Annotated in this window: 27 protein-coding genes, 1 tRNA gene and 1 pseudogene; 11 read left to right on the top strand and 18 right to left on the bottom strand. The window is 71.2% G+C overall.

Annotation, left to right across the window (positions count from 1 at the left end; all coding sequences use genetic code 11):
- The coding region (locus ACFXDJ_RS26280; RefSeq protein WP_384850468.1) for a spermidine synthase at window positions 1–566 on the top strand (566 nt) is incomplete at its 5' end.
- Window positions 567–570: 4 nt separating this feature from the next.
- Here the strand turns inward: ACFXDJ_RS26280 and ACFXDJ_RS26275 are convergent.
- On the bottom strand, window positions 571–1107 hold the full coding sequence (locus ACFXDJ_RS26275; protein WP_384850465.1) for a hypothetical protein: 537 nt from the start codon (window positions 1105–1107) through the stop codon (window positions 571–573).
- A gap of 79 nt (window positions 1108–1186) precedes the next feature.
- Between ACFXDJ_RS26275 and ACFXDJ_RS26270 the strand changes: the two genes are divergently transcribed.
- From ACFXDJ_RS26270 to ACFXDJ_RS26245, 6 genes are all read left to right on the top strand, one after another.
- The gene (locus tag ACFXDJ_RS26270) at window positions 1187–1876 is read left to right on the top strand and encodes a response regulator transcription factor (protein WP_384850462.1); all 690 of its coding nucleotides are present in this window, start codon (window positions 1187–1189) and stop codon (window positions 1874–1876) included.
- Between the two features lie 109 nt (window positions 1877–1985).
- Entirely contained in the window at window positions 1986–3371 is a 1386-nt protein-coding gene (locus tag ACFXDJ_RS26265) for a sensor histidine kinase (RefSeq protein WP_384850459.1), read from the top strand.
- 68 nt (window positions 3372–3439) lie between these two features.
- A complete protein-coding gene (locus ACFXDJ_RS26260) occupies window positions 3440–3604 on the top strand; it encodes a DUF5993 family protein (RefSeq protein WP_384660288.1) in 165 nt (54 codons plus the stop codon).
- An 11-nt stretch (window positions 3605–3615) separates the two neighbouring features.
- On the top strand, window positions 3616–4272 hold the full coding sequence (locus tag ACFXDJ_RS26255; protein ID WP_384660285.1) for a disulfide bond formation protein B: 657 nt from the start codon (window positions 3616–3618) through the stop codon (window positions 4270–4272).
- Between the two features lie 107 nt (window positions 4273–4379).
- The gene (locus tag ACFXDJ_RS26250; RefSeq protein WP_384660282.1) at window positions 4380–5054 is read left to right on the top strand and encodes an NADPH-dependent F420 reductase; all 675 of its coding nucleotides are present in this window, start codon (window positions 4380–4382) and stop codon (window positions 5052–5054) included.
- Between the two features lie 99 nt (window positions 5055–5153).
- Window positions 5154–5450 (top strand): hypothetical protein, encoded by a 297-nt coding sequence (locus tag ACFXDJ_RS26245; RefSeq protein ID WP_384660279.1) that lies wholly within the window; start codon window positions 5154–5156, stop codon window positions 5448–5450.
- On the opposite strand, the gene ACFXDJ_RS26240 is transcribed toward ACFXDJ_RS26245, so the two are convergent.
- Window positions 5398–6660 carry an MFS transporter gene (locus ACFXDJ_RS26240; RefSeq protein WP_384850456.1) on the bottom strand — a complete coding sequence of 421 codons (1263 nt, stop codon included), beginning with the start codon at window positions 6658–6660 and terminating at the stop codon, window positions 5398–5400. The genes ACFXDJ_RS26245 and ACFXDJ_RS26240 overlap by 53 nt on opposite strands.
- Before the next feature lie 136 nt (window positions 6661–6796).
- Complete coding sequence (locus ACFXDJ_RS26235; RefSeq protein ID WP_384850453.1) at window positions 6797–7303, bottom strand: MarR family winged helix-turn-helix transcriptional regulator; 507 nt, start codon at window positions 7301–7303, stop codon at window positions 6797–6799.
- A 103-nt stretch (window positions 7304–7406) separates the two neighbouring features.
- On the opposite strand from ACFXDJ_RS26235, the gene ACFXDJ_RS26230 reads away from it, so the two are divergent.
- Window positions 7407–8231 (top strand): NAD(P)H-binding protein, encoded by an 825-nt coding sequence (locus tag ACFXDJ_RS26230; RefSeq protein ID WP_384850450.1) that lies wholly within the window; start codon window positions 7407–7409, stop codon window positions 8229–8231.
- Between the two features lie 87 nt (window positions 8232–8318).
- Here ACFXDJ_RS26230 and ACFXDJ_RS26225 read toward each other — a convergent pair.
- The 4 genes from ACFXDJ_RS26225 to ACFXDJ_RS26210 form a co-directional block, all read right to left on the bottom strand.
- Window positions 8319–8391 (bottom strand) — tRNA-His (locus ACFXDJ_RS26225).
- Between the two features lie 108 nt (window positions 8392–8499).
- The gene (gene orn / locus ACFXDJ_RS26220) at window positions 8500–9102 is read right to left on the bottom strand and encodes an oligoribonuclease (RefSeq protein ID WP_214951581.1); all 603 of its coding nucleotides are present in this window, start codon (window positions 9100–9102) and stop codon (window positions 8500–8502) included.
- Window positions 9103–9189: 87 nt separating this feature from the next.
- Complete coding sequence (locus ACFXDJ_RS26215) at window positions 9190–10359, bottom strand: helix-turn-helix domain-containing protein (protein ID WP_384655315.1); 1170 nt, start codon at window positions 10357–10359, stop codon at window positions 9190–9192.
- 376 nt (window positions 10360–10735) lie between these two features.
- Window positions 10736–11014, bottom strand: a complete 279-nt coding sequence (locus ACFXDJ_RS26210; protein ID WP_384655312.1) for a hypothetical protein — start codon at window positions 11012–11014, stop codon at window positions 10736–10738.
- Window positions 11015–11566: 552 nt separating this feature from the next.
- On the opposite strand from ACFXDJ_RS26210, the gene ACFXDJ_RS26205 reads away from it, so the two are divergent.
- Both ACFXDJ_RS26205 and ACFXDJ_RS26200 read left to right on the top strand, forming a co-directional pair.
- Complete coding sequence (locus tag ACFXDJ_RS26205; protein WP_328298807.1) at window positions 11567–12097, top strand: universal stress protein; 531 nt, start codon at window positions 11567–11569, stop codon at window positions 12095–12097.
- A 99-nt stretch (window positions 12098–12196) separates the two neighbouring features.
- A complete protein-coding gene (locus ACFXDJ_RS26200; protein WP_384655310.1) occupies window positions 12197–12763 on the top strand; it encodes a GPR1/FUN34/YaaH family transporter in 567 nt (188 codons plus the stop codon).
- A gap of 111 nt (window positions 12764–12874) precedes the next feature.
- Here the strand turns inward: ACFXDJ_RS26200 and glmS are convergent, their stop codons facing one another.
- The 3 genes from glmS to ACFXDJ_RS26185 all read right to left on the bottom strand — a co-directional run bounded on the left by glmS (window position 12875) and on the right by ACFXDJ_RS26185 (window position 16037).
- Complete coding sequence (glmS, locus tag ACFXDJ_RS26195) at window positions 12875–14692, bottom strand: glutamine--fructose-6-phosphate transaminase (isomerizing) (RefSeq protein WP_384850447.1); 1818 nt, start codon at window positions 14690–14692, stop codon at window positions 12875–12877.
- Between the two features lie 71 nt (window positions 14693–14763).
- Window positions 14764–15039: a hypothetical protein gene (locus ACFXDJ_RS26190; protein WP_384655304.1), complete on the bottom strand. Its 276-nt coding sequence runs from the start codon at window positions 15037–15039 to the stop codon at window positions 14764–14766.
- Between the two features lie 107 nt (window positions 15040–15146).
- The gene (locus ACFXDJ_RS26185; protein WP_384850444.1) at window positions 15147–16037 is read right to left on the bottom strand and encodes a DUF4429 domain-containing protein; all 891 of its coding nucleotides are present in this window, start codon (window positions 16035–16037) and stop codon (window positions 15147–15149) included.
- Window positions 16038–16089: 52 nt separating this feature from the next.
- Between ACFXDJ_RS26185 and ACFXDJ_RS26180 the strand changes: the two genes are divergently transcribed.
- Window positions 16090–17682 carry a beta-N-acetylhexosaminidase gene (locus ACFXDJ_RS26180; RefSeq protein ID WP_384850441.1) on the top strand — a complete coding sequence of 531 codons (1593 nt, stop codon included), beginning with the start codon at window positions 16090–16092 and terminating at the stop codon, window positions 17680–17682.
- Between the two features lie 18 nt (window positions 17683–17700).
- Here ACFXDJ_RS26180 and ACFXDJ_RS26175 read toward each other — a convergent pair whose 3' ends face one another.
- The 8 genes and pseudogenes from ACFXDJ_RS26175 to ACFXDJ_RS26140 all read right to left on the bottom strand — a co-directional run.
- Window positions 17701–19485 (bottom strand): IucA/IucC family protein, encoded by a 1785-nt coding sequence (locus ACFXDJ_RS26175; RefSeq protein WP_384850438.1) that lies wholly within the window; start codon window positions 19483–19485, stop codon window positions 17701–17703.
- Entirely contained in the window at window positions 19482–20069 is a 588-nt protein-coding gene (locus ACFXDJ_RS26170) for a GNAT family N-acetyltransferase (RefSeq protein ID WP_384655293.1), read from the bottom strand. Before ACFXDJ_RS26170 ends, ACFXDJ_RS26175 begins: the two co-directional genes overlap by 4 nt.
- Complete coding sequence (locus ACFXDJ_RS26165; protein WP_384850435.1) at window positions 20066–21367, bottom strand: lysine N(6)-hydroxylase/L-ornithine N(5)-oxygenase family protein; 1302 nt, start codon at window positions 21365–21367, stop codon at window positions 20066–20068. The genes ACFXDJ_RS26170 and ACFXDJ_RS26165 overlap by 4 nt, the downstream gene beginning before the upstream one ends.
- Window positions 21351–22832 carry a pyridoxal phosphate-dependent decarboxylase family protein gene (locus ACFXDJ_RS26160; RefSeq protein ID WP_384655288.1) on the bottom strand — a complete coding sequence of 494 codons (1482 nt, stop codon included), beginning with the start codon at window positions 22830–22832 and terminating at the stop codon, window positions 21351–21353. Before ACFXDJ_RS26160 ends, ACFXDJ_RS26165 begins: the two co-directional genes overlap by 17 nt.
- A gap of 156 nt (window positions 22833–22988) precedes the next feature.
- Complete coding sequence (locus ACFXDJ_RS26155) at window positions 22989–23960, bottom strand: siderophore-interacting protein (protein WP_384850432.1); 972 nt, start codon at window positions 23958–23960, stop codon at window positions 22989–22991.
- 99 nt (window positions 23961–24059) lie between these two features.
- On the bottom strand, window positions 24060–25100 hold the full coding sequence (locus tag ACFXDJ_RS26150; RefSeq protein WP_384850429.1) for an ABC transporter substrate-binding protein: 1041 nt from the start codon (window positions 25098–25100) through the stop codon (window positions 24060–24062).
- 153 nt (window positions 25101–25253) lie between these two features.
- The gene (locus ACFXDJ_RS26145; protein WP_384655280.1) at window positions 25254–26414 is read right to left on the bottom strand and encodes an acyl-CoA dehydrogenase family protein; all 1161 of its coding nucleotides are present in this window, start codon (window positions 26412–26414) and stop codon (window positions 25254–25256) included.
- Between the two features lie 8 nt (window positions 26415–26422).
- A pseudogene (locus tag ACFXDJ_RS26140) lies at window positions 26423–26779 on the bottom strand (hydroxymethylglutaryl-CoA lyase); the annotation flags it as partial.
- Window positions 26780–26909: the final 130 nt, after the last annotated feature.

Below are 26909 nucleotides of genomic sequence, written 5' to 3'. Positions count from 1 at the left end.
GCCCCCCCGCTAGCGTCTGCGAGAGCGGCGCGGGGGCGGGGCACTCGGCCGCCCCCGCCGGCCCGGGCCCCGGGGGGGCGGGGCCCCGCGTCCGCGCGGTCGACGCCCGCGCGGGACTGGCCAAGATCCCGGACGGCTGGGCGGACCTGGTGATCGCGGACGTGTTCAGCGGCGCCCGCACCCCCGCGCACCTGACGAGCGCCGAGTTCCTGGACGACGTACGCCGGGCCCTGGCGCCGGGCGGCTGGTACGTGGCGAACCTCGCGGACGGGCCGCCGCTGTCCCACCTGCGGGGTCAGATCGCGACGGCCGCGACCCGGTTCGAGCAGCTCGCGCTGGCCGCCGACCCGGTGGTGTGGCGCGGCAAGCGGTTCGGCAACGCCGTCCTGGTGGCCGGCGACCGGGAGCTCCCGCTCGCCGAGTTCACCCGCCGGGTCGCGAGCGACCCGCACCCCGGCCGCGTCGAACACGGCCGCGCCCTCACCGATTTCGCGGGCGGCGCCGCGCCGGTCTCGGACGCCTCGGCAGTGGCCTCGCCGGAGCCCCCGCCGTCCGTCTTCCGCTGAGCGCCTACCCCTCGTAGGTCTCGATCAGCGGCGGGTGGCCGTTCCAGGTGCAGAAGACGGAGAGGTCGCGGCCGTCGCGGGTGAAGGAGACGCGGATCCAGGACGGCTGCTTCCACACCTGCATCGTCCAGCCGGCCGCCGGGGTCGCCGAGACCAGCTCGCCGGAGGTCCCGCCGAGATCGAAGACGACCCGGCCGCCGGCGACGGTGTACGCCTTCACGTTCTCGCTCGTGCCCCCCTGCTTGTTCGGGTGCGGGGCGGGCGTCGACTGCGCCGGCGGCGTGGAGGACCTGGCGGGGGAGGGCGATGCCGGAGCCGAGGGCGAGGTGGACGCGGAGGACGACGGGGACGACGGGGACGAGGGGGACGGCGGCAGCGCGCTGTGCGTGGAGGAGGAGAGCGGCTGCGTGGTCAGCGGCACCGCGAGCGGCGGATCGTAGGCCGTCCCGGACATCACCGTGTGCACGCCCCACCACGACAGCGTCACCGCCGCGCCGGTCGCCAGGGTCCACGCCCCCGCGTGTGCAAGTCCTCTTCGCATCGGGGGACATACTGCACCACCCGCCCCAGACCTGGCCCAGCCCCCCTGGGTATCCCCCGAATGGGCTACGGTGCGGGCCATGGCTAGTGTGCTCGTGGTCGAGGACGACCAGTTCGTACGTTCCGCCCTCATCCGGCACCTGACCGAGGCCTCGCACACCGTGCGCAGCGTCGGCACCGCCCTGGAGGCACTGCGCGAGGTCGCGCACCACCGTTTCGACGTGGTCATCCTCGACCTCGGACTGCCCGATCTGGACGGGGCCGAGGCACTCAAGATGCTGCGCGGCATCACCGACGTGCCCGTCATCATCGCCACCGCCCGCGACGACGAGGCGGAGATCGTCCGGCTGCTCAACGACGGCGCCGACGACTACCTGACCAAGCCCTTCTCCGTCGAGCACCTCTCGGCCCGGATGGCCGCCGTCCTGCGCCGCGCCCGCTCCACCGCCGGAGCCGAACCGCCCTCCCGCGTGCTGCGCGTGGGCGGCCTCGCCATCGATCCGCTGCGCCGCCAGGCGGAGCTGGACGGGGCGGTACTGGACCTCACGCGGCGGGAGTTCGACCTGCTGACCTTCCTGGCCGGGCGGCCGGGCGTGGTCGTGGCCCGCCGGGAGCTGCTCGCCGAGGTCTGGCAGCAGTCGTACGGCGACGACCAGACCATCGACGTCCACCTGTCGTGGCTGCGCCGCAAGCTCGGCGAGACCGCCGCCAGCCCGCGCTACCTGCACACGCTGCGGGGTGTCGGGGTCAAGCTGGAGCCGCCGCGGTGAGCGGCGCACGCGCGGCCACCGGGCCGCAGACGAGCACGATGGCCGCACCTCTGCGCCGCGCGGGCGACCGTGACAACAGCCGCTGCCGCGGCGGAGCGAGCCGACGGAGATGAGATGGGCGCTCGTCAAGGTGTGCCTGGCGGTCACCGCCATGGTGGTCGTGGCCTTCGCCGTACCGCTCGGGCTGGTCGTCCAGGAGATGGCCAGCGACCGGGCGTTCTCCAACGCGGAACGGCAGGCCGCCACCATCGGGCCGACGCTGTCCATCACCACCGACCCGGTGCAGCTGCGCAAGGCCGTGGAGTCCTCGCAGATGGGCGCCGCCCGGCGGATGGCCGTGCACGTCCCGGCCGTGGGCGACAGCCCGCGCGTGGACATCGGCGGCGGCTGGGCCGGTGAGCGCGCCGTCTCCGAGACCCGGCGCATCGGACGGGCCGCCACGGCCCCGGTGGCGGGCGGCGGTTCCGCCCTGCTCCAGCCCATCGCGCTCGGCTCCGGGGACATCGCGGTCGTGGAGATCTACGTACCGGAGAGCGAGGTCAGCAACGGCGTGGCGACCGCCTGGGTGATCCTCGCCGGCGTCGGCCTCGCCCTGATCGTGGGCTCGGTGGCGGTCGCGGACCGGCTCGGCGCCCGCCTCGTGCGGCCGGCCGAGCGGCTCGCGGACGCCGCGCACCGGCTGGGGGAGGGGCGGCTGGGGGCGCGGGTCCCCGAGGAGGGGCCCAAAGAGCTCCGGTCGGCCGCCGTCGCGTTCAACTCGATGGCGGACCAGGTGATGGAACTCCTCGCCAACGAGCGGGAGCTGGCCGCGGACCTCTCGCACCGCCTGCGCACGCCCCTGACGGTGCTGCGGCTCAACGCGGCCTCGCTCGGCGACGGTCCGGCGGCGGAACAGACGCGGGCGGCCGTGGAGCAGCTGGAGCGCGAGGTCGACACGATCATCCGTACGGCGCGCGAGCAGCGCGCACCCGCTTCCGCCCCGGGCAGCGGCGCCGGCTGTGACGCCTCGGAGGTGATCCGCGACCGGATGGCCTTCTGGTCGGCGCTGGCGGAGGACGAGGGCCGCGAGGTGCGGCTCGCGGGGGTGGACCGTACGGTACGGATCCCCGTGGCCCGGCCGGAGCTCGCGGCGGCGCTCGACGCCATGCTGGGCAACGTCTTCCGGCACACCCCGGAGGGCACCCCCTTCGCGGTGGACGTCCACGACGCCGGGGACGCGGTGATCGTGCTCGTCTCGGACGCGGGACCCGGCATCTCCGACCCGGACGCGGCGCTGCGCCGGGGCAACGACGGGGGCCGCGACGGTTCGACGGGCCTCGGCCTGGACATCGTGCGACGGGTCGCGGAGTCGACGGGCGGCGACGTGCGGCTGGGGCGTTCGGTGCTCGGCGGGACCGAGGTGCGGGTGTGGATCGCGCTGGACGGGGGCGCCCTGGACGGCCGGGCCCGGGGCGAGTCCGCCCGGCGCAGCCGGCGCAAGCGGCGGGGCAACTGATCTAACCCGGGGCCGGTCGGGGGCGCGCCGCGCGACCGGTATGTCCCCATGTCGATACGGTCCGCGCCATGGACACCCTCATCTTCGGCGGCCTCCTGGCCACCCTCATCGCGATGTACCGGGACAGGTCGCGGGCGGTCGTGCTCGGCGCCTGGTGGCTGATGCTCCTCGCCGTGATCCTGCTGCTGGCGCACCACATCACCAGCGGTCTCGCCCTCACCTTGAGCTACTGACGGTGGCCGCGATGTACAGCCTCCTCCCGGAGGCGCCGATGGAGGGCGGCCTGCTGGGGCGCGTCCAGTACTGGTTCGCGTGCCTCTTCGTCATCGGCTGGACCGGTGTGGTGTGCGGCGGGCTCTTCTACCAGTTCGGGCTGTGGGAGTACCCGTGCCCGCTCTGCATCGTGCAGCGGATGTTCATGCTGCTGGCGGCGCTCGGAGCCGGGCACATCGTCCGCACGGCGCTGACCGCGGGAGCGGTGACCGGCCGCGACTACATGATGGGCTGGGGCCTGTCCCTCGTCGCCGTCATCGCGGGCTCGTTCGCCTCGTGGCGGCAGACGATGCTGCACATCCTGCCGGGCGACAAGGGGTTCGGGAGCGAGGTGTTCGGCCTGCACCTGTACGTCTGGGCGTGGATCCTCTTCCAGGCCTCGGTCGTCGCGGTCGGCATCGTCCTCGCCTTCGCCCACGCCACGGCGGACCGTGTCATTCCGGCCGATGGGCCGGGCCCGTACCGGTCGGTGGGGCTGGCCGCGCTGTGGTTCCTGGGGCTGGTGATCGCCGTGAACGTCGTGGCCGTCTTCCTGGAGGAGGGCTTCCACTGGTTCCTGCCGGACGACCCGGCGCGCTACCAGTTCTTCTACGACGTCGGGATCCTGGACGAGCCGGCGGCCAAGTGACCTTGGCCCGGAGTTGACGATGCGCGCGCGGGAATCCGTACGGCCTGATTGAGTGGACGCGCTCCACCATCGGCTCGCTGATTACCCGTATTCGATTGGAAGTTGTCATGCGCTACGCAGTCCTCGGCACCGGAATCGTCGGCCGTACGATCGCCACCCGGCTGCTCTCCCTGGGCCACGAGGTGGTCATCGGCACCCGCGACCCGGAGGCCACCCTCGCCCGCGGCGACTACGCCGAGTGGCAGGCGGCCCAGCCGCAGGCGGGCCTCACCGGGTTCGCGGAGGCGGCCCGGCAGGGCGAGGTGCTGGTCAACGCCACCGGCGGGCGGGTCAGCCTCGCCGCGCTGACGGAGGCCGACGCCGCGCACCTGGACGGCAAGATCCTGATCGACATCGCGAACCCGCTCGACTTCTCGCACGGCTTCCCGCCCGGCCTCGACCCGGTGGACAGCGACAGCCTGGGCGAGCTGATCCAGCGGACCTTCCCCGGGCTGCGGGTCGTCAAGACCCTGAACACCATGAGCTGCCAGGTCATGGTCGATCCGGCCAGGGTCCCCGGCGACCACACCGTCTTCCTCTCGGGTGAGGACGCCGAGGCGAAGAAGGCCGTGCGCGAGCTCCTGGACTCCTTCGGCTGGGGGGACCACACCGTCATCGACCTGGGCGGCATCGAGACGGCGCGCGGCACGGAGATGCTGCTGCCGATCTGGCTCCGGCTGATGGGGGCCCTGGGGCACACGGACTTCAACTTCCACATCCAGGGCGCGGAGCGGACGGAGTAGCCGTACCCCGGGGCGGGTGAGTTCGGGCCCGGACGGAGGCGGAGATGTTGCCGCCTCCCGGGCCTCCGCCGAGGGTGGCCGTGACGAAAGGAGCCACGCATGAGAGTCATGCTCAGGGCCCACTTGGACACGGTCACCACCAACGAGGGCATCAAGAGCGGGGCCCTGACCCAGGCGATGAAGGGCCTGCTCGACAAGGTCAAGCCGGAGGCGGCCTACTTCGGGCTGCACGAGGGCGTGCGCTCCTGCTGGATCGTCTTCGACCTGAAGGACAGCGCTGACGTGCCGGCGGTGGTGTGGGACCTGTTCACGCAGTACAACGCCGAGGTCGAGGTCGCTCCGGTCATGAACGCGCAGGACATGCAGAAGTCGCTGGGCGCGCTTTTGTCGGCGTAGTCGCGCGCGGGCCGAACCAGCCCTTGCCGGCGGCCGCCCACGCCACCACCGCGGAGGCGGCCGCTGCCGCGCACGACACGGCGAAGGCCGCCCGGTACCCGCACACCGCGGCGAGCGGCCCCGCGACGGCCGCCGCCAGTGCCTCCCCGAGGAGCAGCCCGCTGCCGATCACGGTCATGGCCTCGGCCATCCGCCGCGCCGGGGCGGCCCGTTCCACGAGCCCGAACAGGGCGATGAGGTGCGGAGCCACGGCCAGCCCGATGCCCGCGATCGCGAAGGTGGCGCCCCAGACGCCCGACACCGCGAGCAGGGGCAGCGTCAGCAGGGCCTGGGCCGAGATCGTCCGCCGCAGCCGGACCGTCAGGTCGGCCGGTCCGGGCCGGGCCACCGTCACGAAGCCGGTGATCGAGCTGGTCACGGCCATCGCCGACCATATGAGCCCGGCGGAGCCCGGCGATCCGGCCGATTCGGCGAGCGCGTTGACCCCCGTATTGGCCGCGCTCCAGGCGGAGCCCTGGAGGACGGCCATGGCGAACAGCAGGGCCAGCCCGGGCGACCACAGTCGTACGTCGCCACGCGCGGCCGTGGTCCCGTGCGTCGGCCCGGGCGCCGTGGGATGCACGGCGAAGAGCGTCCCGAAGACCACGATCAGTACGGCTGCGAGGACGAGCCCCGACGCGGGGTGCACGGTCACCGCGAGGATCCCGGCCAGCGCGGGCCCCACCATGAAGCCCACCTCGTCGAGGGTGGTGTCGAACGAGAGCGCGGCCCCGACCAGGGCCCTGTCGTCTCCGGCCAGCCGCGCCCAGCGGGCCCGGGCCAGCGGACCGATCTGCGGCACGGTCAGCCCGGCCGCCAGGGCGAGCGCCGCCCGGGCGGCCGGCGGCAGCCCGCCGAGGACGGCCGCGACCAGGGCGGCGAGCAGGGCGGCGTTCGCGGCGCAGGCGAAGAGCAGGACGGGCCGGTGGCCGCGCCGGTCGGCGAGCCGGCCGATGACCGGGCCGCCGAGGGCCTGGCCGAGCCAGAGGGCCGCGGCGACCGTCCCGGCTTCGCCGATGCCGTCGCGGTCGTTGATGAGCAGGAGCGTCCCGATGGGGCACAGCGCGGCGGGGAGCCGCGCGAGGAACCCGTAAACGGGGAGAGCGGTACCGCCGAGTGCGAACACCCCGCGGAAGCCGCCGGGGGCGGCGGCGGATGCGGACTTGGACACGGACAACCTCCAGCCGCACGCCGACCCTCCCGTTTCTCCGGCGCGCGCCGTTGCCCGTTGGAGGGGACCGTAGCGGCGGAGCGACGGTTTGGGTAGATGTCCGTGGGTGTCCGTCGGTGTCCGTCGGTGTCCGACGTCAGCCGGTGTCGCCCGTACCGGAGGTCAGCCGTTTGGCCTGGGCGCGGCCGACTTCGGCGGCGCGGTGCAGGTAGTCGCCGATGACGGCGAGTTCGGCGTCGGAGTAGCTCTCCAGCACGGCGCCGAAGGCGCGGCCGGGGGTGTCCCAGGCGGCGCTGATCCGGTCGCGGGCGGCGGGTGCGAGGGCGACCAGCGAGCGGCGGCGGTCGTTGGGGTCGGCCAGGCGCTCCACGATGCCGGCCTTGACCATGCGGTCGACCAGGCGGGTGGCGGATCCGGAGGTCAGGCCGGTGAGGCGGGCGATGTCACCGGTGCTGACGGGGCCGGGCTCCATGTCGAGGAGGGCGACGCACTGCATGTCGGTGGGGTGCAGGCCGACGTGGTCGGCCATGGCCTGGCTGAAGAGCGAGTAGTCGGCGTAGTGCCGCTGGCTCTCCGTGACGATGCGCGCGAGCAGCTCGGCGCGGGTCCACGCATCACTCGAACGGGTGTTCTTGGTTGACATCGGCTTCTCCGTGCTCCAAATTTAACTGTGTGACGCAGAGAGTGTGTAACGCAGAATCTGCGCCACGTGTCCAGTCTACTGAGAACTCAAAGGAGCGTTCCCCATGTCGGAAATCCTCGTCACCGGCGGCCGCGGCGCCATCGCCCGCGGCCTCTCCTCCCTCCTCGCCGCCCACGAGCTCCCGCACCGCCTCGCTTCCCGCGAGCCCGACAAACCCGGAACCGTCCACTGCGACCTCACCGATCCGGCCACTTTTCCCGACGCCCTCGTCGGAGTCCGCTCCGTCTTCCTCTACGCCGAGGCCGCCGCCGTCGACGCCTTCGTCAAGGAGGCCGTGGAGGCGGGCGTGGAACACGTCGTCCTCCTGTCCTCCTCCTCGGTCCTGGCCCCCGACGCCGCCGACAGCCCGCTCGCCGCGGCGCACCTCGCGGTCGAGCAGGCCCTCCTGGCATCTCCGCTGCGCACGACCCTGCTGCGCCCCGGTTCCTTCGCGAGCAATGCCCTCGGCTGGGCCTGGTCGCTGAAGTCCGGCCGCCCGGTGCACCTGCCCTATCCGGGCTCCTACTGCGACCCCGTCCACGAGGCCGACATCGCGGAGGCCGCCTTCGCGGTCCTCACCGACCCCTCGCTCGGCGGGCGCGCGTACACCCTGACCGGCCCGCAGTCGCTGACCTTCGCGGCCCAGCTGGCCATACTGGGCGACGCGGTCGGACGCTCCATACCCTTCGAGCCCGTCTCCCGCGAGCAGTGGAAGGCCGAGGTCGACGGCTACATACCGGGTCCGTACGCCGAGGCCCTGCTCGACTTCTGGGCCGCCACCGACGGCCTCCCGGTCGGCCTGACCGACGCGGTGGAACAGCTCACGGGCCACTCGCCCCGCACCTTCGCGACCTGGTCCGCGGACCATGCCGACGCCTTCCGCGTCTAGCGCGGCGAAAGATCGCGTGGTTCGGCGAAAGACCGGGGAAACGCAGAAGGCCCCGCTCCGCTTTCGCGGAACGAGGCCCTCTCGCAGGGTGAGTGACGGGACTTGAACCCGCGGCCACCTGGACCACAACCAGGTGCTCTACCAACTGAGCTACACCCACCATGTCCGGTCGGAAAACCGACCGGCCGAAGAAAAGCGTACAGGGTCCGGGAGGGTGCTCGCGCCCCCCTTTTCCCCCGCCGGCCTCCGGGAGGTGCTGTGGGGGTGGTTACTCGCCGGGGACGACGTGCTTGGCGGCGATGGTGCGCGCCGTGTCCGAGTCCGGTCCGGGCTGCGGCACGAAGACGGCCTCCCGGTAGTAACGCAGCTCGGCGATGGACTCCTTGATGTCCGCGAGCGCCCGGTGGTTGCCGTTCTTCGGCGGGCTGTTGAAGTAGGCGCGCGGGTACCAGCGGCGAGCCAGCTCCTTGATCGAGGACACGTCCACGATCCGGTAGTGCAGGTACCCCTCCAGCGCGGCCATGTCGCGCAGCAGGAAGCCGCGGTCGGTACCGACCGTGTTTCCGCAGAGCGGGGCCTTGCGGGGCTCCTTCACGTGTTCCCGTACGTAGGCCAGGACCTGCGCCTCGGCATCCGCGAGGGTGGTCCCGCCGGCCAGTTCGTCGAGCAGGCCGGAGGCGGTGTGCATCTCGCGCACCACGTCGGGCATGGTCTCCAGGGCCGCGTCCGGCGGGCGGATCACGATGTCCACGCCTTCGCCGAGCACGTTGAGCTCCGAGTCGGTGACCAGTGCGGCCACCTCGATAAGTGCGTCGTCCGTCAACGAGAGCCCGGTCATCTCGCAGTCGATCCACACCATGCGATCGTTCATGAGCCCCACCTTATGCGGAAGGTCCCCCACATCGGTGACGCTGATGCGAGGGACCTTCTCCGAGCAGTGCCCTTACGGGGCCGTGCGCTACGCGTGCTCGCGCAGGACCCGGCCCGGGGCGTACAGCTCCGTCACCTTGGGACCGGCAGCGGCCAGCGCCGCCGCGGTCCGCTGCGGCTGCGGAGTGCGCTGGTGCGGAACCGGCGACTCCGACAGCTGAGCCACCTGGGCCGCGTCCGCCTGCGGGCGCCTGGCCCGGTAGGCGGAGCGGTAGGCGGCCGGGGAGGACCCCAGCTGGCGGCGGAAGTGCCCGCGCAGGGCGACGGGCGAGCGGAACCCGCAGCGTCCGGCGACCTCGTCGACCGAGTAGTCGGAGGTCTCCAGCAGCCGCTGTGCCTGGAGCACCCGCTGGGTGATCAGCCACTGGAGCGGCGCGCTGCCGGTGAGCGAGCGGAACCGCCGGTCGAACGTGCGCCTGCTCATGTAGGCGCGCGCCGCCAGCGTCTCCACGTCGAACTGCTCGTGGAGGTGTTCCAGCGCCCAGGCGACGACCTCGGCCAGCGGGTCGGCGCCGATCTCTTCCGGCAGCGACCGGTCGAGGTAGCGCTCCTGGCCGCCCGTACGGCGCGGCGGGACGACGAGCCTGCGGGCCAGGGCCCCGGCCGCCTCGCTGCCGTGGTCCGTGCGCACGATGTGCAGACACAGATCGATTCCGGCCGCGGTGCCCGCGGAGGTCAGCACGTCGCCGTCGTCGACGAACAGCTCGCGCGGATCGACGTGGACGGACGGGTAGCGCTTGGCCAGCGTCGGCGCGTACATCCAGTGCGTCGTCGCGGGCCGCCCGTCCAGCAGACCGGCCGCGGCGAGCACGAAGGCTCCCGTGCACAGTCCGACGATCCGGGCTCCCTCCTCGTGCGCCAGACGCAGCGCGTCGAGCGCCTCCGGCGGCGGCGGTGAGGTGATGGAGCGCCACGCGGGAACGACGACCGTGCCCGCCCGGGCGATCGCCTCCAGCCCGTATGGCGCGGTCAGTTCGAGTCCGCCGGTGGTCCGCAGCGGACCGTCCTCCCCGGCGCACACGAGCAGTCGATAGCGTGGAACTCCCGCATCCTGCCGGTCAATGCCGAACACGGAAAGTGGAATGGAGCTCTCGAAGATCGGCCCGCCGCTGAACAGCAGCACCGCGACGATCTCCCTGCGGCGACGCCCCGCGAGCTTCCTGCCGTCTACGACGACGGCGGTGGAATCCTGGCTCATGGCGCTAAGCCCCCCTTGGGTGTCGCGACTCCTTGGTCTGGTCGCACCTGCACGTTTCCCCTCGGCCTTGCACGTGGATCCCCCGCCGTAAATACATGATCGAATCTACTGCGTCCCGTGGTGTCGGCGTGACAAGTTCAGCACGCAGCGCTATGTCGACTTGGCAACTTGGCGAAAAGCATTCGATCAGGAAGCGTTCCACTCCGCTACCCGGGTGGGAAGCGCAGTGTCCGGCCATGGCCAGTACCCATAGGGTCAAAGTCCCCCTCCGGCACCGTCTTCGCTGATGGTGAGGGGGTTGGGGGGACATTCCGGCAAGGGGGGTGACCTGCCGGGAAGTTGGCTGAAAACGTGCGGGTGTGGATGTGCGAACCGGTCAGTCGTGAGGGGACATCCCACCGGAACCGTGACATCCGCGGTGGGTTCCGGCCCCGGCGCGCGAGTGCCGGCCGCGCTGGGCGGCCGTCATGCGGTCCTCCGCGAGGACCGCGGCCGCGCTCCGCCCGGCCTTCTCCGAGTGGCGCAGCAGCACCCGGCAGGCGGCCGTGACGGCGGCCAGGCCGAGGGTGGCCACCGCCGCCCCGCCGAACGAAGTCCCGTAGACGACGAGGACGACGGGGACGAGCAGGCAGCTGAAGGCCGCCCAGCGCACCACGTCACCCGCGGGGTCCTCGTGAGGGCGCCTCGCGGGTTGCACGGACGAGTGAAGCGGTGGAGGCGGCACGTGGACGGTCTGTGTCGGCTGAGCGGGCGACTGAGCGGGCTGGACGGGGTGAACCGGATGACCGGGCACGGCGTGCTCCCTGCGTGCTCTTCCTGGACGGTCGGACTCGTGTCCAACGGCGGGCGGCGCGGCTCGGTCACTGCGCGCACGGGTGGCGCGTGCCTGCCGGGTGCTCGGCGGGGTGCCCGGCCGGTACTTGCTGGAGGGCCGGCTCGTCACTGGCTGTAGGGGGCAGCGGCCATTGCCAACGAAGCGCCGCTGCGGCATGCTCCCTTGGACGCTCTCCAGGGGCGGCAAGCCCTGTGCAGCGCAGGAGTGTCGCCGTACCCTGGTGGGTATGGGCTTGGGAAGATGCTTCCCGGACAGAGCTCAGTCACACTGAGTTGCCATTCTTCGAATCGTCACTGTTCGCATCGTCGCTTCCGCCCACTGTCGCCCAGCTGCCTTGTCCCTTCGCCCGAGGACCTCTTCGCCGAGACACCCATGGCCGGTCACGAATTCTCTGAACCCGCGGACCGCAAGCGCAAACGCCTCGCCGACCCCGAATCGGCCGACCTGCGCGCGGTGGAACAACCACGTCATCCCTGCGACCCGGCCTTCCGGCACGGGGTCGTGGTGGGATTCGACGGATCCACGTCCAGTGAGCGCGCCCTCGCGTACGCGATCGGCATGGCCCGTCGCTCCGGATCGGGTCTGATCATCGTCCATGTCGCCAACCGGCTCCCCACCACCGTGTGGGCCGGCTGCGAGCCGCCCGTCTTCGTGGACGTGCCGGACCACCGCACCGAGGTGCTGGGTCTGGAGCTGGCCTGCGCGGACTACCTGGCCGAGGTCCCGTGGATCCTCGTCGAGCGGGGCGGGGACATCTGCCACGAGCTGGAGGAGGTCGGCCGGGAGTACTCGGCGGACGCCATCGTGGTCGGCTCCACGCACGGGATCGTCGGCCGGATCTTCGGATCGGTGGCGGGCCGGCTGGCGAAGCGGGCGCAGCGACCGGTTGTTGTCATCCCGTAACCGACTGTATGTCGATTGTGTGGTTGTGAACCCCCTTGTAAGGGGTAGATAAATGCTGCTGGGACGCAGCAAACAACTGCAGATCGAAGGGAGCCCGCCGTGGACAATGGTGTCTCTGCGGGAAGCAAGGCCTCGACTTCGACCCTCGGGCACATCGCCCTGGGTCTCACCCTTCTCGCGTTCGGTATCGGCCAGACCGGAGTCATCAGCGGTGTGACCGTCGCCAACTCCGTGTCGCTCGCGACCTTCCTTGGCGGTCTCGCCCTGTTCGTCCTCGGGATCCTCGAATTCCGCGGCGGCAACGGCTTCAACGGGACGGCGTTCGCGGGCATCGGTGCCTTCTGGTTCACCTGGGCCAACGGCGCCGACGGAAAGGTTTCGGCACATGCGGCCGGAATGTTCCTCGTCCTCTTCGCCATGCTCGCGCTGACCCTCACCGCCGCAGCCTCCGGCGGCCTGTTCGGCCAGGGCGTGTACGGCCTCTTCACCCTCTCCCTCCTGCTCCTGGCGATAGGCACGTTCGCCGACACCGGCGGGCTGGTCAAGGCGGCGGGCTGGGTGGCGGCGCTCTCCGGGCTGCTGGCCTGGTACGGGGCCACCGCGGCCCTGGCGAGCTGGCCGATGGCGCTCGGCAAGGGTTCGAGCGGAGCGGTCGCCGCGAGCTGACGGCCGCGGACGAGTAAGGGCCCGGGCGCGGGCCCGCGTACACGAAAAGGCCCCCGGGGGATCCCCGGGGGCCTTCCTCGTGCTCGGTCGGCCGCTACGGCCGGTGCGCTGCTACTCGACGGTGACGGACTTCGCCAGGTTGCGCGGCTTGTCGATGTCCCGGCCCAGGGCCAGGGCGGTGTGGTACGCCAGGAGCTGGAGCGGGATGCCCATCAGGATCGGGTCCAGCTCGTCCTCGTTCTTGGGAACGAGGATGGTGTGGTCGGCCTTCTCCTGCTCGCGGTGGGCGACCGCCAGGATCCGGCCGCTGCGGGCCTTGATCTCCTCCAGCGCCGCGCGGTTCTTCTCCAGCAGGTCGTCGTCCGGGACGATCGCGACCGTGGGCATCGCCGGCTCGATGAGCGCCAGCGGGCCGTGCTTGAGCTCGGAGGCCGGGTAGGCCTCGGCGTGGATGTAGGAGATCTCCTTGAGCTTCAGGGAGGCCTCCAGGGCCACCGGGTAGCCCCGGACGCGGCCGATGAACATCATCGACTTGGCCTCGGCGTACTCGGCGGCCAGCTTCTTGATGTCTTCTTCGCCGTCCAGGATCTCCTGGATCTGGGCCGGCAGCTTGCGCAGGCCCTCGATGATCCGCTTGCCGTCGGTGACGGACAGGTCGCGGATGCGGCCGAGGTGCACGGCGAGCAGCGCGAAGGCCACGACCGTGTTGGTGAAGCACTTGGTGGAGACGACGCAGACCTCGGGGCCGGCGTGCACGTACACGCCGCCGTCGGCCTCGCGGGCGATCGCGGAGCCGACCACGTTGACCACGCCGAGGACGCGGGCGCCCTTGCGCTTGAGCTCCTGCACGGCCGCGAGCACGTCGTACGTCTCACCGGACTGGGAGACCGCGATGTAGAGGGTGTCGGGGTCCACGACCGGGTTGCGGTAGCGGAACTCGGAGGCCGGCTCGGCGTCGGCGGGGATCCGGGCGAGGCCCTCGATGAGGCCCGCGCCGATCAGGCCGGCGTGGTACGAGGTGCCGCAGCCCAGGATCTTGACCCGGCGGATGCCGCGCGCCTCGCGCGGGTCCAGGTTCAGGCCGCCCAGGTGGACGGTGTTGAACCGGTCGTCGATCCGGCCGCGCAGCACGCGGTCGACGGCGTCGACCTGCTCGGTGATCTCCTTGTGCATGTACGTGTCGTGGCCGCCCATGTCGTACGAGGCGGCCTCCCACTCCACGGTCTCGGGCGTGGCGGTGGTCGTCGTACCGGAGGTGGTGTAGGTGCGGAAGTCGTCGGCCTTCAGGGTCGCCATCTCGCCGTCGTCGAGGGTGACGATCTGGCGGGTGTGGGCCACGAGCGCGGCGATGTCCGAGGCGACGAACATCTCCTTCTCGCCGATGCCGAGGACGACCGGGGAGCCGTTGCGGGCGACGACGATGCGGTCGGCGAAGTCGGCGTGCATGACGGCGATGCCGTACGTGCCCTCGACCACCTTGAGCGCCTCGCGGACCTTCGCTTCGAGGGTGTCGGCCTCGGAGCGGGCGATCAGGTGGACGAGCACCTCGGTGTCGGTCTCCGAGAGGAAGACCACGCCGTCGGCCTCCAGCTTGGCGCGCAGCTCGGAGGCGTTGTCGACGATGCCGTTGTGGACGACCGCGACCTTGTTGTCGGCGTCCAGGTGCGGGTGGGAGTTGGTGTCGCTCGGGGCGCCGTGGGTGGCCCAGCGGGTGTGCGCGATGCCGGTGGTGCCGGCGAAGCGCTTGGGTACCCGGGACTCCAGCTCGCGGACGCGACCCTTGGCCTTGACGACCTTCAGGGCCGCGGACTTCGGGCTGTTGACGACGATGCCCGCGGAGTCGTAGCCGCGGTACTCCAGTCGCTGCAGGCCCTCCAGCAGCAGCGGTGCCACGTCACGCTTGCCGATATAACCCACGATTCCGCACATAAGGTCTTTCCCCTCCTGAAGTTCGGTTGCTCTTGCCGCTGCCCTGCGCCTGCCCCCGTCGGGGGCGGCGGTCAGCCGTAGACGATGCGTCGCAGTTGCCGGAGCGAGAGCTCCGGCGGAGCCACGGCGCGGTGCGGCAGCTCGGCCGCGATCCGCTCGAAGATGTCCGCGTTGACCGCGCCGCCGGACTGGAGCTCACGGTGGCGGCGGCGGACGAACTCCTCGGTCGTCTCGTCGAAGTACGCGAGCACGTCGAGCACCACGCGGGCGGCTTCGCCCCGCTGGAGCGAGGTGCTGCGCACCAGGTGTTCGACGAGGTCGTCGTGCGACGGGCGGCGGTCGGGCATCCGTCGATATTGACGGCTCGGATCGAAGAACGCAAAAATCCTGCCCGAAATCGGGCAGGATTGCGCTGGTCTGGACCAGGGGAGGGGTTAATTCCGGTCTGCGGTGCTCAGAAACGTCCCAAAATCGCCGCTTTCGCCGTGGTGAACTCCTCGGCCGTGAGGATCCCGGCCTGATGCAGCTCTCCCAGCTCGCGCAGCCGCCGCAGCAGGGCGTCGTGATCCGCCCCGGCCGGGTCCGACTTCGGCGCGAGGGCCCGTACGGCCTCCGAGGGAGGCGTCCGTACGGGCGCGGGCGCCGCCGGGTGGGGCATGCGGACCGCCACGGCCGCGGCCACCAGCGCCATCAGCGGGTCCTTCTTGAAACCGGACAGCTCCACCGCGTGCGGGTCGTACTTCGGCGCGGGCGACGCCGCCGTCGCACCGGCCAGGGTGAAGCGGAGCCACCCGTTCGTCAGCCCCTTCGACGGAGCCCACTCCACCGACCGCACGTCCCCGATCCGGAACTCCCGGGCCCCGCCCGACCGTTTGGGCTCCTGCGTCGTCCAGTTCCACTCCAGGACCACCCGGTCCCCGTCGAAGGCCACCGTCCCGTCGCCCGCGCCGGCCGTGATCGGCACGGCGGGCCCCGGCAGGAGGTAGGAATCCGTGGGCCCGGGGTCCACCTGGTCCAGCAGCAGGGCGTTGCGCACCTCCTCCACGAAGTACTCCGCGACCCCGGAGCGGTCCGGCTCCACGGTCAGCCGGTACGGATCGGAGGCCTCGGGCAGCCGCCCGCCGGTCACCTGGAGCAGCGGGTCGGCGCCGTCACGCAGGCGCAGCCGCAACCGGCCCGCCCTGCGCCCCGGTTCGTAGGAGATCCCGGCGAGCGCGCGCAACGGGACGACCACCTCGCCCAGCGTCTGGCGCAGCAGCGCCACCCCCTTGTCGCGGCCCGGCACGATGCGCACCGAGTCCCCGTCGAAGGTCCATGTGCCGTCCTTCTGGATGATTTCCGCCATCTCGGGATTCTCGCACCGGCCTCGCGGACCCGGCCGGTCTATACCTGGGCGCATGAGAGTCCCGCGACGCGCACTCGCCGCCCTCCTCGTCCTCGCCGCCCTCCCCGCGGCCGCGTCCTGTACCGCCGCCCACGGGGCGCAGGACGCCCGGCCCGGAGACGGGAGTCCCTCCGCGCTCGCCCCCTACGCGCGGATCCTGCCGGCGCCCGTCTCCGCGCACGCCCGGGGGCCCGGGTACGCCTTCGGTCCGGACACGGTCATCCGTACCGGCACGACGGACGACGAGGAGGTCCGCAAGGTCGGCGAGCTCCTCGCCGAGCAGCTCCGGGGGCCCAGCGGACTGCCGCTGCCCGTGGTCGACGGCGCGGACGGCGACGGGATCCGGCTGCGGCTCGACGCGCGGACCGGGGGCGCGGGCGCCGAGGGGTACCGGCTGGAGTCCGGCCCCGACGGGGTCACCCTCACCGCCCGCACGCCCGCCGGCCTCTTCCACGCCGGCCAGACGCTGCGCCAGCTGCTCCCGGTGTCCGGTCCGGGGACGGTGCCGGGCGGGACGGTCACCGACGCGCCGAGGTTCGCGTACCGGGGGGCGATGGTGGACGTGGCCCGCCACTTCTTCACGGTGGAGCAGGTCAAGAGGTACGTGGACCAGCTCGCGCAGTACAAGGTCAACACCCTGCACCTGCACCTGGCCGACGACCAGGGCTGGCGCATCGCGGTCGACTCCTGGCCGCGCCTGGCGCGGTACGGGGGCGCCGGCGAGGTCGGCGGCGGGCCCGGCGGGTACTGGACGAAGGACCAGTACCGGGACCTGGTGGCGTACGCGGAGGAGCGGTACGTGGAGGTGGTCCCGGAGATCGACATGCCCGGCCACGTGAACGCGGCGCTCGCCTCCTACGCGGAACTGAACTGCGACGGCAGGGCACCGGACCGCTACACCGGGATCAAGGTCGGCTTCAGCTCCCTGTGCGTCGGCAAGGAGCTGACCTACGAGTTCATCGACGAGGTCCTCGGCGAGCTCGCGGAGCTCACCCCCGGCCGCTACCTGCACATCGGCGGGGACGAGGCGCACTCCACACCGGCGGCGGACTACGCGATGTTCATGGACCGGGCGCAGGAGGTCGTGGCCAAGCACGGCAAGACGGTGATCGCCTGGCACCAGCTGGCGGCGGCCCGGCCCGCTCCGGGCGCGGTGCTCCAGTACTGGGGCCACGACCGCACGGCCGCTCCGGAGAAGGCGGCGGTGGCCGCGGCGGCGAAGGCGGGCCACCCGCTGATCCTGTCGCCGGCCGACCGGCTCTACCTGGACATGAAGTACGACGCGGCGACGAAGCCGGGCCTGGCCTGGGCGGGTTTCGTCCCGGTCCGCCGCGCCTACGACTGGGACCCGGGGAGCTACCTGGCCGGAGTCCCGGAGTCCGCGGTCCTCGGGGTGGAGGCCCCGCTGTGGACGGAGACGATCGCGACCCGCCTGGACCTGGAGTACATGGCCTTCCCGAGGGTGCTGGGCCTGGCGGAGCTCGGCTGGTCCCCGCCCGCCGCCCGCGACTGGACCACGTACCGCCGCCGCCTGGCGGCCCAGGCCCCGCGCCTGGACTCCCAGGACGTCAACTACCACCGCGCCCCTGACGTGCCCTGGGGTTAGCACGGGAGGGTCTCCCCTTCACCGCCGGGCGGCGTAGGGCGCGACCGGGTTCTTGAGGGTGCCGATCAGCTGGAGGGCGGCGGACGGGTCGGCGAGGTCGACCATCTGCTTGTTGTTGCGCAGCTGGAGGCGGTTGAGGCAGGACAGCTGGAACTCCTCCGCGAAGAGGTCGTAGCGGGCGAAGCGGTCCGCCAGGGCCGGCATCGAGTCCTGGTAGTCGTGGGCGCAGTCCGCGACCGCCCGCCAGAAGGTGGACTCGTCGCAGATGCCTTCGGAGACCAGGATCGAGTTCAGGAAGCGGAAGAAGCAGTCGAAGACGTCCGTGAAGACGGACAGCAGCTTCATGTCCTCCGGGATGTCGGCCTTGATGCGGTCGACGGCCGGCGGGAGGACCGCGTCCGGGTCCATGACCACGATCTCCTCGGCGATGTCCTTGAAGATCGCCCGCTTCACCACGCCGTTCTCGATGACGAGGATCGTGTTCTCGCCGTGCGGCATGTACGCCAGGTCGTACTGGTAGAAGCAGTGGAGGAGCGGGACCAGGTAGGCGCGCAGGTACGAGCGCAGCCACTCGGCCGGGGTGAGGCCCGACTCCGCGATGAGGGCGCCGACGAAGGAGTCGCCCTCGGAGTCCACGTGGAGGAGCGAGGCCATCGTCGCCAGGCGCTCGCCGTCCTGGAGGGAGGCCACCGGGGACTCCCGCCACAGGGCCGCCAGCATCTTGCGGTACGGGGAGTAGCGGTCGGTGGCGCGCTCGTACTGGCGGTGGTGGTAGCCGATGGCGGCGCGCTCGCGGATGATCGAGAAGTCGACGGACCGCAGGACCGGGTCCGATTCGATCAGCTGGTGCAGCCAGTCGTTGATCGCCGGGGTGGCCTCCATGTACGTGGCGGAGAGGCCGCGCATGAAGCCCATGTTGAGGACCGAGATCGCCGTTTTGACGTAGTGCTTCTCGGGGGCGCTGGTGTTGAAGAAGGTGCGGATCGACTGCTGCGCGAGGTAGGAGTCCTCGCCCTCGCCCAGCAGGACCAGGCGCTGGTTCGCGATCTCGGCGGCGAAGGTGACCGTGGTCTTGTTCCACCACTGCCAGGGGTGGACCGGGAAGTAGTGGTAGTCCGCCGGGTCCAGGTCCAGGGCCCTCAGCCTCGCCTCGAACCGCTCGACGGCCGCATCGCCCAGCTCGGCCCGCATGAAGGAGCCGTGGTCCAGTCCGGAGCCCGCCGTGAAGGTGGAGACGTCCTTGCGGGCCGCCGCCCACACCAGGTGGACCGGGCTCGCGCTCTCCGGGGCGTACGAGAGGTACTCGTGCACACCGAAGCCGAGGCGGCCGTTGTTGGCGACGAAGCAGGGGTGGCCCTCGGTCATCCCGGTCTCGATGTCCTGGAACGAGGACTTCGCGAGGACGGCGGAGGAGATCTGCGGCTTCGTGTACTTGAAGCCCGATCCGGCCAGGGTGGAGGAGATCTCCTCCAGGTAGACCGGCAGGACCTCCGCGCTCAGCCCCAGGGAGTCCTTCAGCTCGATGTGGAAGTCGATCGCGTCCAGCGGCAGTTCCGCGCCGGCCTGGTGGCGGCTGAGGGAGGCCTCGTCCACCGCCCAGTGGTCCAGGGCGTGGCGGGCCGCGGTGAAGCGGTACTCCACGGACCCGTCGTCGCTCAGGACCGAGTAGCGGGACCCGCCCAGGGGGGCCGGAGTGATCAGGCGCTCGTGCGCGAACTCCGCCAGGGCCTTGCGGACCAGGGCGCGGTTGGCGCGGGCCCACAGCTCGGGGGAGAGGTGGGAGACGGCGTCGGCGAGGCTCATATCGACTCTCCCGTCGGGCCGGTGGCGGCCTCGAACTGCTCGCGGGTGCAGAAGCTCAGCAGGGCTTCCTTCTCCGGCTTGGCGATGGGGCCGTCGGGCACGAAGCCGACCGCCTCGTTGAGCGCGTGGACGGCCGTGTTGCGGACGTCGGGCTCCACCACGACGCGCCGGGTCGCCGGGTCGGCGAAGAGGGAGGCCATGACGGTGGTGATGACCGCGAGGGTGAACCCGTGCACCGGGGTGTCGCTGGGGGCGACGAGGAAGTGCATGCCCACGTCCCCGGGCTGGGCCTCGTACAGGCCGACGAGCTCCAGCCGGCTCGGGTCGTAGCGCTCCATCAGGAAGGCGGGGCGGCCCTCGTGGAGGCCGATGAACGCCTCGTGGTGCTCGGCGGCCGCGATCTTCATGTACTCGCGCTCCACGTCGGGCAGCGAGGCTTCCTGCATCATCCAGAACGCGGCTTTGGGGTGCGTGACCCAGCCGTGCAGCAGTTCCGCGTCGGCGAAGGGGTCCAGCGGGCGGACCGAGAAGGTGCCCAGGGCCGGGTCGGTGCGGGTGAACAGGGAGTCGGTGGTGGTGCTCATACGAGGGTGCCTTCCGGGGCTGCGAACTGCTGGAACGCGATGGACTTCTCGACCTTGTAGTACTCGCGACCGAGCAGCTCTCCGATGATGTACGCGTTGCGGTACGCGGCCATGCCCAGGTCGGGCGAGGTGATCGAGTGGTTGTGGACGGTGCCGTTCTGGAGGAACACACCGCGGCCGGTGGTGTCGATGCTGTAGTTGCGCGCCGCGTCGGGGCGGCCGTGGCCGTCGAAGTTCAGGCGGTCGCGGACGGGGGCGAGGAACCCGGGGAGCTCGTACTTGTAGCCCGTCGCGAGGACCAGCCCCTCGCTGGAGAGGGAGAAGTCGCGCTCCTGCTCCTCCTGGCGCAGCCCGAGCGTGTACGTGCTCGTGGTGGTGTCGTACGCGGCCGAGTTCAGCGAGGTGTTGGTCAGCAGGGTGGTGGTGACCGGGCCCGGCGAGGTGACCTTCTTCTGGTAGAGCAGGTCGAAGATGGCGTTGATGAGCTCGCCGTCGATGCCCTTGAAGAGGTTCTTCTGCTGGTTCTCCAGGCGGTAGCGGGTGTCCTCGGGGAGCGCGTGGAAGTAGTCCACGTACTCGGGGGAGGTCATCTCCAGGGTCAGCTTGGTGTACTCCAGCGGGAAGAAGCGCGGGGAGCGGGTGACCCAGTTGAGCTGGTAGCCGTGTACGTCGATCTCGGCGAGCAGGTCGTAGTAGATCTCGGCCGCGCTCTGGCCGGAGCCGACCAGGGTGATCGACTTCTTCTTCTGCAACTCCGCCTTGTTCCGCATGTAGGCGGAGTTGTGGGTGAAGTCGCCGCCGAGCCCCGCGCACGCGGCCGGGACGAACGGCGGGGTGCCGGTGCCCAGGACCAGGCGGCGGGCCAGGTGGGTCTCGCCGCGGTCGGTGTGGACCTCGTAGAGGCCGGCCCGCTCGTCGTAGGTGACCTCGGTGACCGAGGTGGAGTACCGGACGTTGTCGAGCCGCTCGGCGGCCCAGCGGCAGTAGTCGTCGTACTCGGCCCGCAGCGGGTAGAAGCTCTCCCGGATGTAGAAGGAGTACAGCCGGTCCTTGTCCTTCAGGTAGTTCAGGAAGGAGAAGGGCGAGGTCGGGTCGGCGAGGGTCACCAGGTCCGACATGAACGGCGTCTGGAGGTGCGCGCCGTCCAGGAACATCCCGGCGTGCCACTCGAAGTGCGGCTTCGACTCGATGAAGAGCCCGTCGAGCTCGTCGATCGGCGCGGTCAGGCAGGCCAGTCCCAGGTTGAAGGGACCGAGGCCGATTCCGATGAAGTCATGGGGCTTAACGGTGGACGGCAAGGGATTCTCCCAGGAACTGCTCGGCGTGTGCGGCGAGAAGGTCGAGTACGGCCGTGATGTCGGCCGTCGTGGTCTGCGGGTTGAGGAGGGTGAACTTCAGGTACTGCCTGCCGTCCACCTTGGTGCCGGCCACCACGGCCTCGCCCGAGGCGAACAGGGCCTTGCGGGCGTGGAGGTTGGCCTCGTCGACCAGATCGGCGCGCACCTCGCCCTCCGGCACGTAGCGGAAGACCAGCGTGGAGATCTGCGGTTTCACCACGACCTCGAAGCGCGGGTCGGCGTCGATGACGTCCCAGCCGGCCGCGGCCAGGTCGACGACCTCGTCGAAGAGGGAGCCGATGCCGTCGGCGCCCATCACGCGCAGGGTCATCCAGAGCTTGAGCGCGTCGAAGCGGCGCGTGGTCTGGATCGACTTGTCGACCTGGTTGGGGATGCGCTCCTGCGCCATCCGGCGGGGGTTGAGGTAGTCCGCGTGGTACGTGGCGTGCTTCATCGTGTCGCGGTCGCGCACCAGCAGCGCGCTGGAACTCACCGGCTGGAAGAAGGACTTGTGGTAGTCGACCGTCACCGAGTCGGCGAGTTCGATGCCGTCGAGCAGGTGCCGGCGGGTGGGAGAGACCAGCAGGCCACAGCCGTACGCGGCGTCCACGTGCATCCAGGCGGAGTGCTCGGCGGCCAGCCGGGCGATCTCGGGGAGCGGGTCGATGGACCCGAAGTCGGTGGTGCCGGCGGTCGCGACCACGGCCATCGGGAAGAGGCCCTCGCGGGCGCAGTTCTCCAGCTCCAGCGCGAGGACCGAGGTGTCCATCCGGCGATTGCGGTCCACGGGGACGGCGATGACGGCCTCGTAGCCGAGTCCGAGCATGGCGGCCGACTTCTTGACGCTGAAGTGGCTGGCCTCGGAGGTGAAGATCCGCAGTCTGGGGAGGATTTCGGACTTGGGCAGCTCGCGGGAGCTGTTCTTCATGACGATCCGGCAGGCCTCGTCGCGGGCCAGGAGCAGCGCGTGGAAGTTCGACTGGCTGCCGCCGGAGGTGAAGATGCCGTCCGCGCCGGGGCCGAGGCCGATGCGCCCGGCGGTCCAGTCGATGAGGCGGCGCTCGATGAGCGTGCCGCCGATGGACTGGTCCCAGGTGTCGAGGGAGGAGTTGACGGCCGAGAGGACCGCCTCGCCGAGCACCGCCGGGATGACCACGGGGCAGTTGAGGTGCCCGAGGTAGCGCGGGTGGTGGAAGTAGACGGCGTCGCGGAGGTAGACGTCCTCCAGCTCGTCGAGGGCGGCGGCCGCGTCTTCGAGGGGGGAGTCCAGGTCGATGCCGGCGATGACCGGGGCGAGTTCGTCGACGGATATGCCGGTGTGGGGCCGTTCCGTGGTCGCGAGTTTGGCCGCGACCCGCGCGACTCCCTCGGTGACGGAACGCCGGTAGAGGTCCGCGGTCGTCTCGTTGAGCAGATGCTGACGCATCAACTTTCCTCCGGGCAGGGGGAGAGGGGAGGTGGGGTGTGATGATTAGGTTAGCCTAACCTAACTTGCACGCCAAATAGGGATGGGCCCCGGCGAGAAGCCGGGGCCCATCCCAAGTGTTTTCGGCCAGGCGGAAGTTAAGGTCGGAGCGGGAGGCTAGAGGCTCGCGCCCGGGTCCTCGCTGGGCGCCCGGCCCGCGTACGCCTCGGCGAGGAGCTCCTCCTCGCTCGCGCCGAGCCGCCAGTAGCCGGTGAAGCGCACCGCGCGCCGGTCGACCCGCCGCTCCTGCACGAAGTGCCTGCGCACCGCCCGGATCGTCGCGGACTCGCCCGCGATCCAGGCGTACGGGGCTTCGGCGGCGGGGGTTCCGGCCGCCCGGACCACCTCCAGCAGCCGTTCGGTGCGCTCCCGGCCGGCGCCGCTCTCGCGTACGACCCAGGTGATGTCGGCGTCGGCGAGCGTCGGCAGGACCAGCCGGTCGCCCTCGTGCGGGACCTCGAACCAGGCCTTGACCCGGGTGCCCTCCGCGAGCCGGTCCAGGATCGCCGCGGCGGCCGGCAGGGCGGTCTCGTCGGCGTACATCAGGACCACGTCGGTGGCGGCCGGTGGCTGGAAACGTACGGACTTGTTCTCCGCGACGGCCGGGCCGATGGCCATGATCCGGCGGCCGGTGACCGCACGGCCAGCCCAGAAGGAAGCGGGACTCCCCGCCGCGGGAGCGGCTGATGTCTCAGTCCCGTGCAGGACGAAGTCGATGTCGACCTCGTCCACCCCCTCGGGGGTCCGCCGCTGCTCGCGGACGGTGTACGAGCGCATCACCGGGCGCTCCTCGTCCGGCATCCCGCGCCACTGCGCGAACCAGGTGTCCTCGGCCGTGGACGGCAGCACGGTGTGCTCCCGGTGCGCGGGCGGCAGGAAGAGCGAGAGGCTCTGGTCGTAGCCGCCCGAGCGGAAGCCCGCGAGCGACTCGCCGCCGAAGGTGATCCGCAGGAACGAGTGGCCGAGGCGGCGCGTGCGGAGCACTTCGAGCTCGAAGAACCGGAAGTGCGGGGTGTCTTCGGCGATTTCGGCGGCCTCGGTGGTGGCCTCGATGGTGGCGGCGTCGGTGGCGGGTGCGGTGGCGGTCATGCGGAGAATCCCCCCTGGGAGTCGGTGCGGTTCCGGATGTGGCAGAAGGCCCCGGCGCCCGGGTGGGGCGCCGGGGCCGGAGGGCCTGAGGGCCTGCGGTCAGCTGACCTTCTTGGCGTTCTGGATGGACTTCGTGAGCTCTTCCAGGATCTGCGCGCACTTCTCGTACGAGTAGATCGGCTCGGTCACGCGCGGGGTGATCTGGCCGGCCTTCACGGCGGGCATCTCGGCCCAGGTCGGCTTCGCCTTCAGCTGCTCGGGCTGGAGGGTGCCGGTGCGGTTGTCGAGGAGGACGACGTCGGCCTTGTACTTGCCGGCGTTCTCCCAGCTGAGGCTCTCGAAGAAGCCGCCCTCTTCCGTCTTCTCCGGGACGACGAACTCGACGCCGAGCGACTGGAAGTACTTCAGGTCGGCGGAGGTGGCCGGGGTGGAGACGTAGAAGAGGTCGGCGGAGCCGGAGCCGACGAGCACCTTGATGCCCGGGTTGGCCTTGGTGACCTCGCGCAGCTTCGCGGAGGCGGCCTCGAAGCGGGCCTTCGCGTCGACGGCCTTCTTGGCGTTCAGGTCGGCGCCCAGGGACTTGGCGAGGTCCGCGGTGCGGGCCAGGGCCTTGTCCATGGTGACGTCGCCGCCCACGCCGATCGCGGCGGCCGGGGCGAGCTTGAGGATCTTGTCCTTGGAGGCCTCCGGGACGTACCAGTACGTGCCGTCCCAGGTGTTGGTGACCAGCAGGTCGGGCTGGAGGGCCGCGTACTTCTCGACGTTGAACTCGTCGTAGACGTTGCCGAGGATCTCGACCTTGGAGATGTCCATCGAGCCGGCCTGGACGTCGGCCTTGCCGTCGGCGGTCTTCGTCGGGCCGAAGACGCCCTTGACGTTGACCCCGTAGTCGTACAGCGCGGCGGCGGTGCCGGTGAACGCGACGACGTTCTTCGGAGTGGACTTGGCGGAGACGTCCTTGCCGAGGTCGTCCTTGAAGCTCCACGGACCCGAGGCCGCCGAGCCCTTGCCCTTGCTGCCCGACTCGTCCTTCGCGGAGTCGTTGCCGCCGCAGGCGGTGAGCGCGGCGACGAGGCCGAGAGCGCCGCCTGCCGCGATGAGACCGCGGCGGGTGAGGAGGGAGGAACGGGACTTGGGCATGTCGATGTCCGCTTTCATGCGTGCCGGGCGGCCGTCGGGCCGTTCGAAAGGAAGGTTAGCCTAACCTTGGCTGAAAGCGGTAAGGGGGCCCTAAGTTCAGGGCCCCCTCATGTGTGTCCGGTCGAGTGACCGGTCGACTGACCAGTCGAGTGGCTAGGAGGAAAGCCCCAGCTCACGGGCGATCAGCATGCGCTGGACCTCGCTCGTGCCCTCGCCGATTTCGAGGATCTTCGAGTCCCGCCACATGCGGGCCACCGGGTACTCGTTCATGAACCCGTAGCCGCCGTGGATCTGCGTGGCGTCGCGCGCGTTGTCCACGGCCACCGTCGAGGAGTACAGCTTCGCGATGGCCGCCTCCTTCTTGAACGGCTCCCCGGCCACGAGCCGGGAGGCCGCGTCGCGCCAGCCGATCCGGGCCATGTGGGCGCGCATCTCCATGTCCGCCAGCTTGAACTGGATGGCCTGGTTCTCGCCGATCGGCTTCCCGAAGGCGCGCCGCTCCTTGGCGTACTTCACCGACTCGTCCACGCAGCCCTGCGCGAGCCCGGTCGCCAGCGCCGAGATGGCGATGCGGCCCTCGTCGAGGATGCGCAGGAACTGGGCGTAGCCGCGGCCCTCCTCGCCGACGAGGTTGGCGAGCGGGACCCGTACGTCCTGGAAGGCCAGTTCGCGGGTGTCCGAGGAGTTCCAGCCGACCTTGGAGTACGGGGCGGCCACCGTGAAGCCGGGGGTGCCGGACGGGACGATGATCGAGGAGATCTCGGGGCGGCCGTCGGCCTTGCGGCCCGTCACGGCGGTGACGGTGACCAGACCGGTGATGTCCGTACCGGAGTTGGTGATGAAGCACTTCGAGCCGTTGATCACCCACTCGCCGCCGTCCCGGACGGCGGTCGTACGGGTGCCTCCCGCGTCCGAGCCGCCGTCGGGCTCGGTCAGCCCGAAGGCGCCGAGCACCTCGCCGGAGCACATCTTCGGCAGCCACTCCCGCTTCTGCTCCTCGGTGCCGAAGAGGTAGAGGGGCATGGCGCCCAGCGAGACGCCCGCCTCCAGGGTGATGGCGACCGAGGAGTCGACGCGGGCCAGCTCCTCCAGGGCGATGCCGAGGGCGAGGTAGTCGCCGCCCATGCCGCCGTACTCCTCGGGGAAGGGCAGGCCGAACAGGCCCATGCGGCCCATCTCGGCGACAATCTCGTACGGGAACTCGTGCCGCTCGTACAGATCGCCGATCTTGGGCGCCACGACGTCGTGCGCGAACGCCTCGACGGTGCGGCGGAGTTCCTCGTGCTCGGGGGTGAGCCGGTGGTCGAGGGCCATGGTTCTCGTTACTCCTTGTGGGAGAGGGCGCGGACGGTACGGGAAGGGCTGGGTCGGCCCAGCTGTTCGGCCATCCACACGCTCGTGGCGGTGAGGGCGGTCAGATCGACCCCGGTCTCGATGCCGAGGCCGTCGAGCATCCAGACGAGGTCCTCGGTCGCGAGATTGCCGGTCGCGCTCTTCGCGTACGGGCAGCCGCCGAGGCCGCCGGCGGAAGCGTCGACCGTGGTCACGCCGTGCTGGAGCGCGGCGAGGGTGTTGGACAGGGCCTGGCCGTAGGTGTCGTGGAAGTGCACACCGATCCGGTCGGTCCCGACGCCCTCCTCGTTGAGTTCGCTGAGGAGGGTCTGGACGTGCCCCGGGGTGGGGGGGCCCCCGGGGGGGGGGGGGGGGGGGGCCGGGGGGGCCCGGGGGGCCAGGGGGGCTGCGGGCCGGCGCACCCCGGTCGCCAGGGGGCGCGCGGCCCACCGGGGGCCGCCGCGCCCGCGCGTCGTT

The sequence above is a fragment of the Streptomyces sp. NPDC059443 genome (assembly GCF_042750105.1).
Lineage (GTDB): Bacteria > Actinomycetota > Actinomycetes > Streptomycetales > Streptomycetaceae > Streptomyces.
Note: the sequence above shows the minus strand (reverse complement) of the source record. Positions and strands in the feature narration are given on the sequence as shown.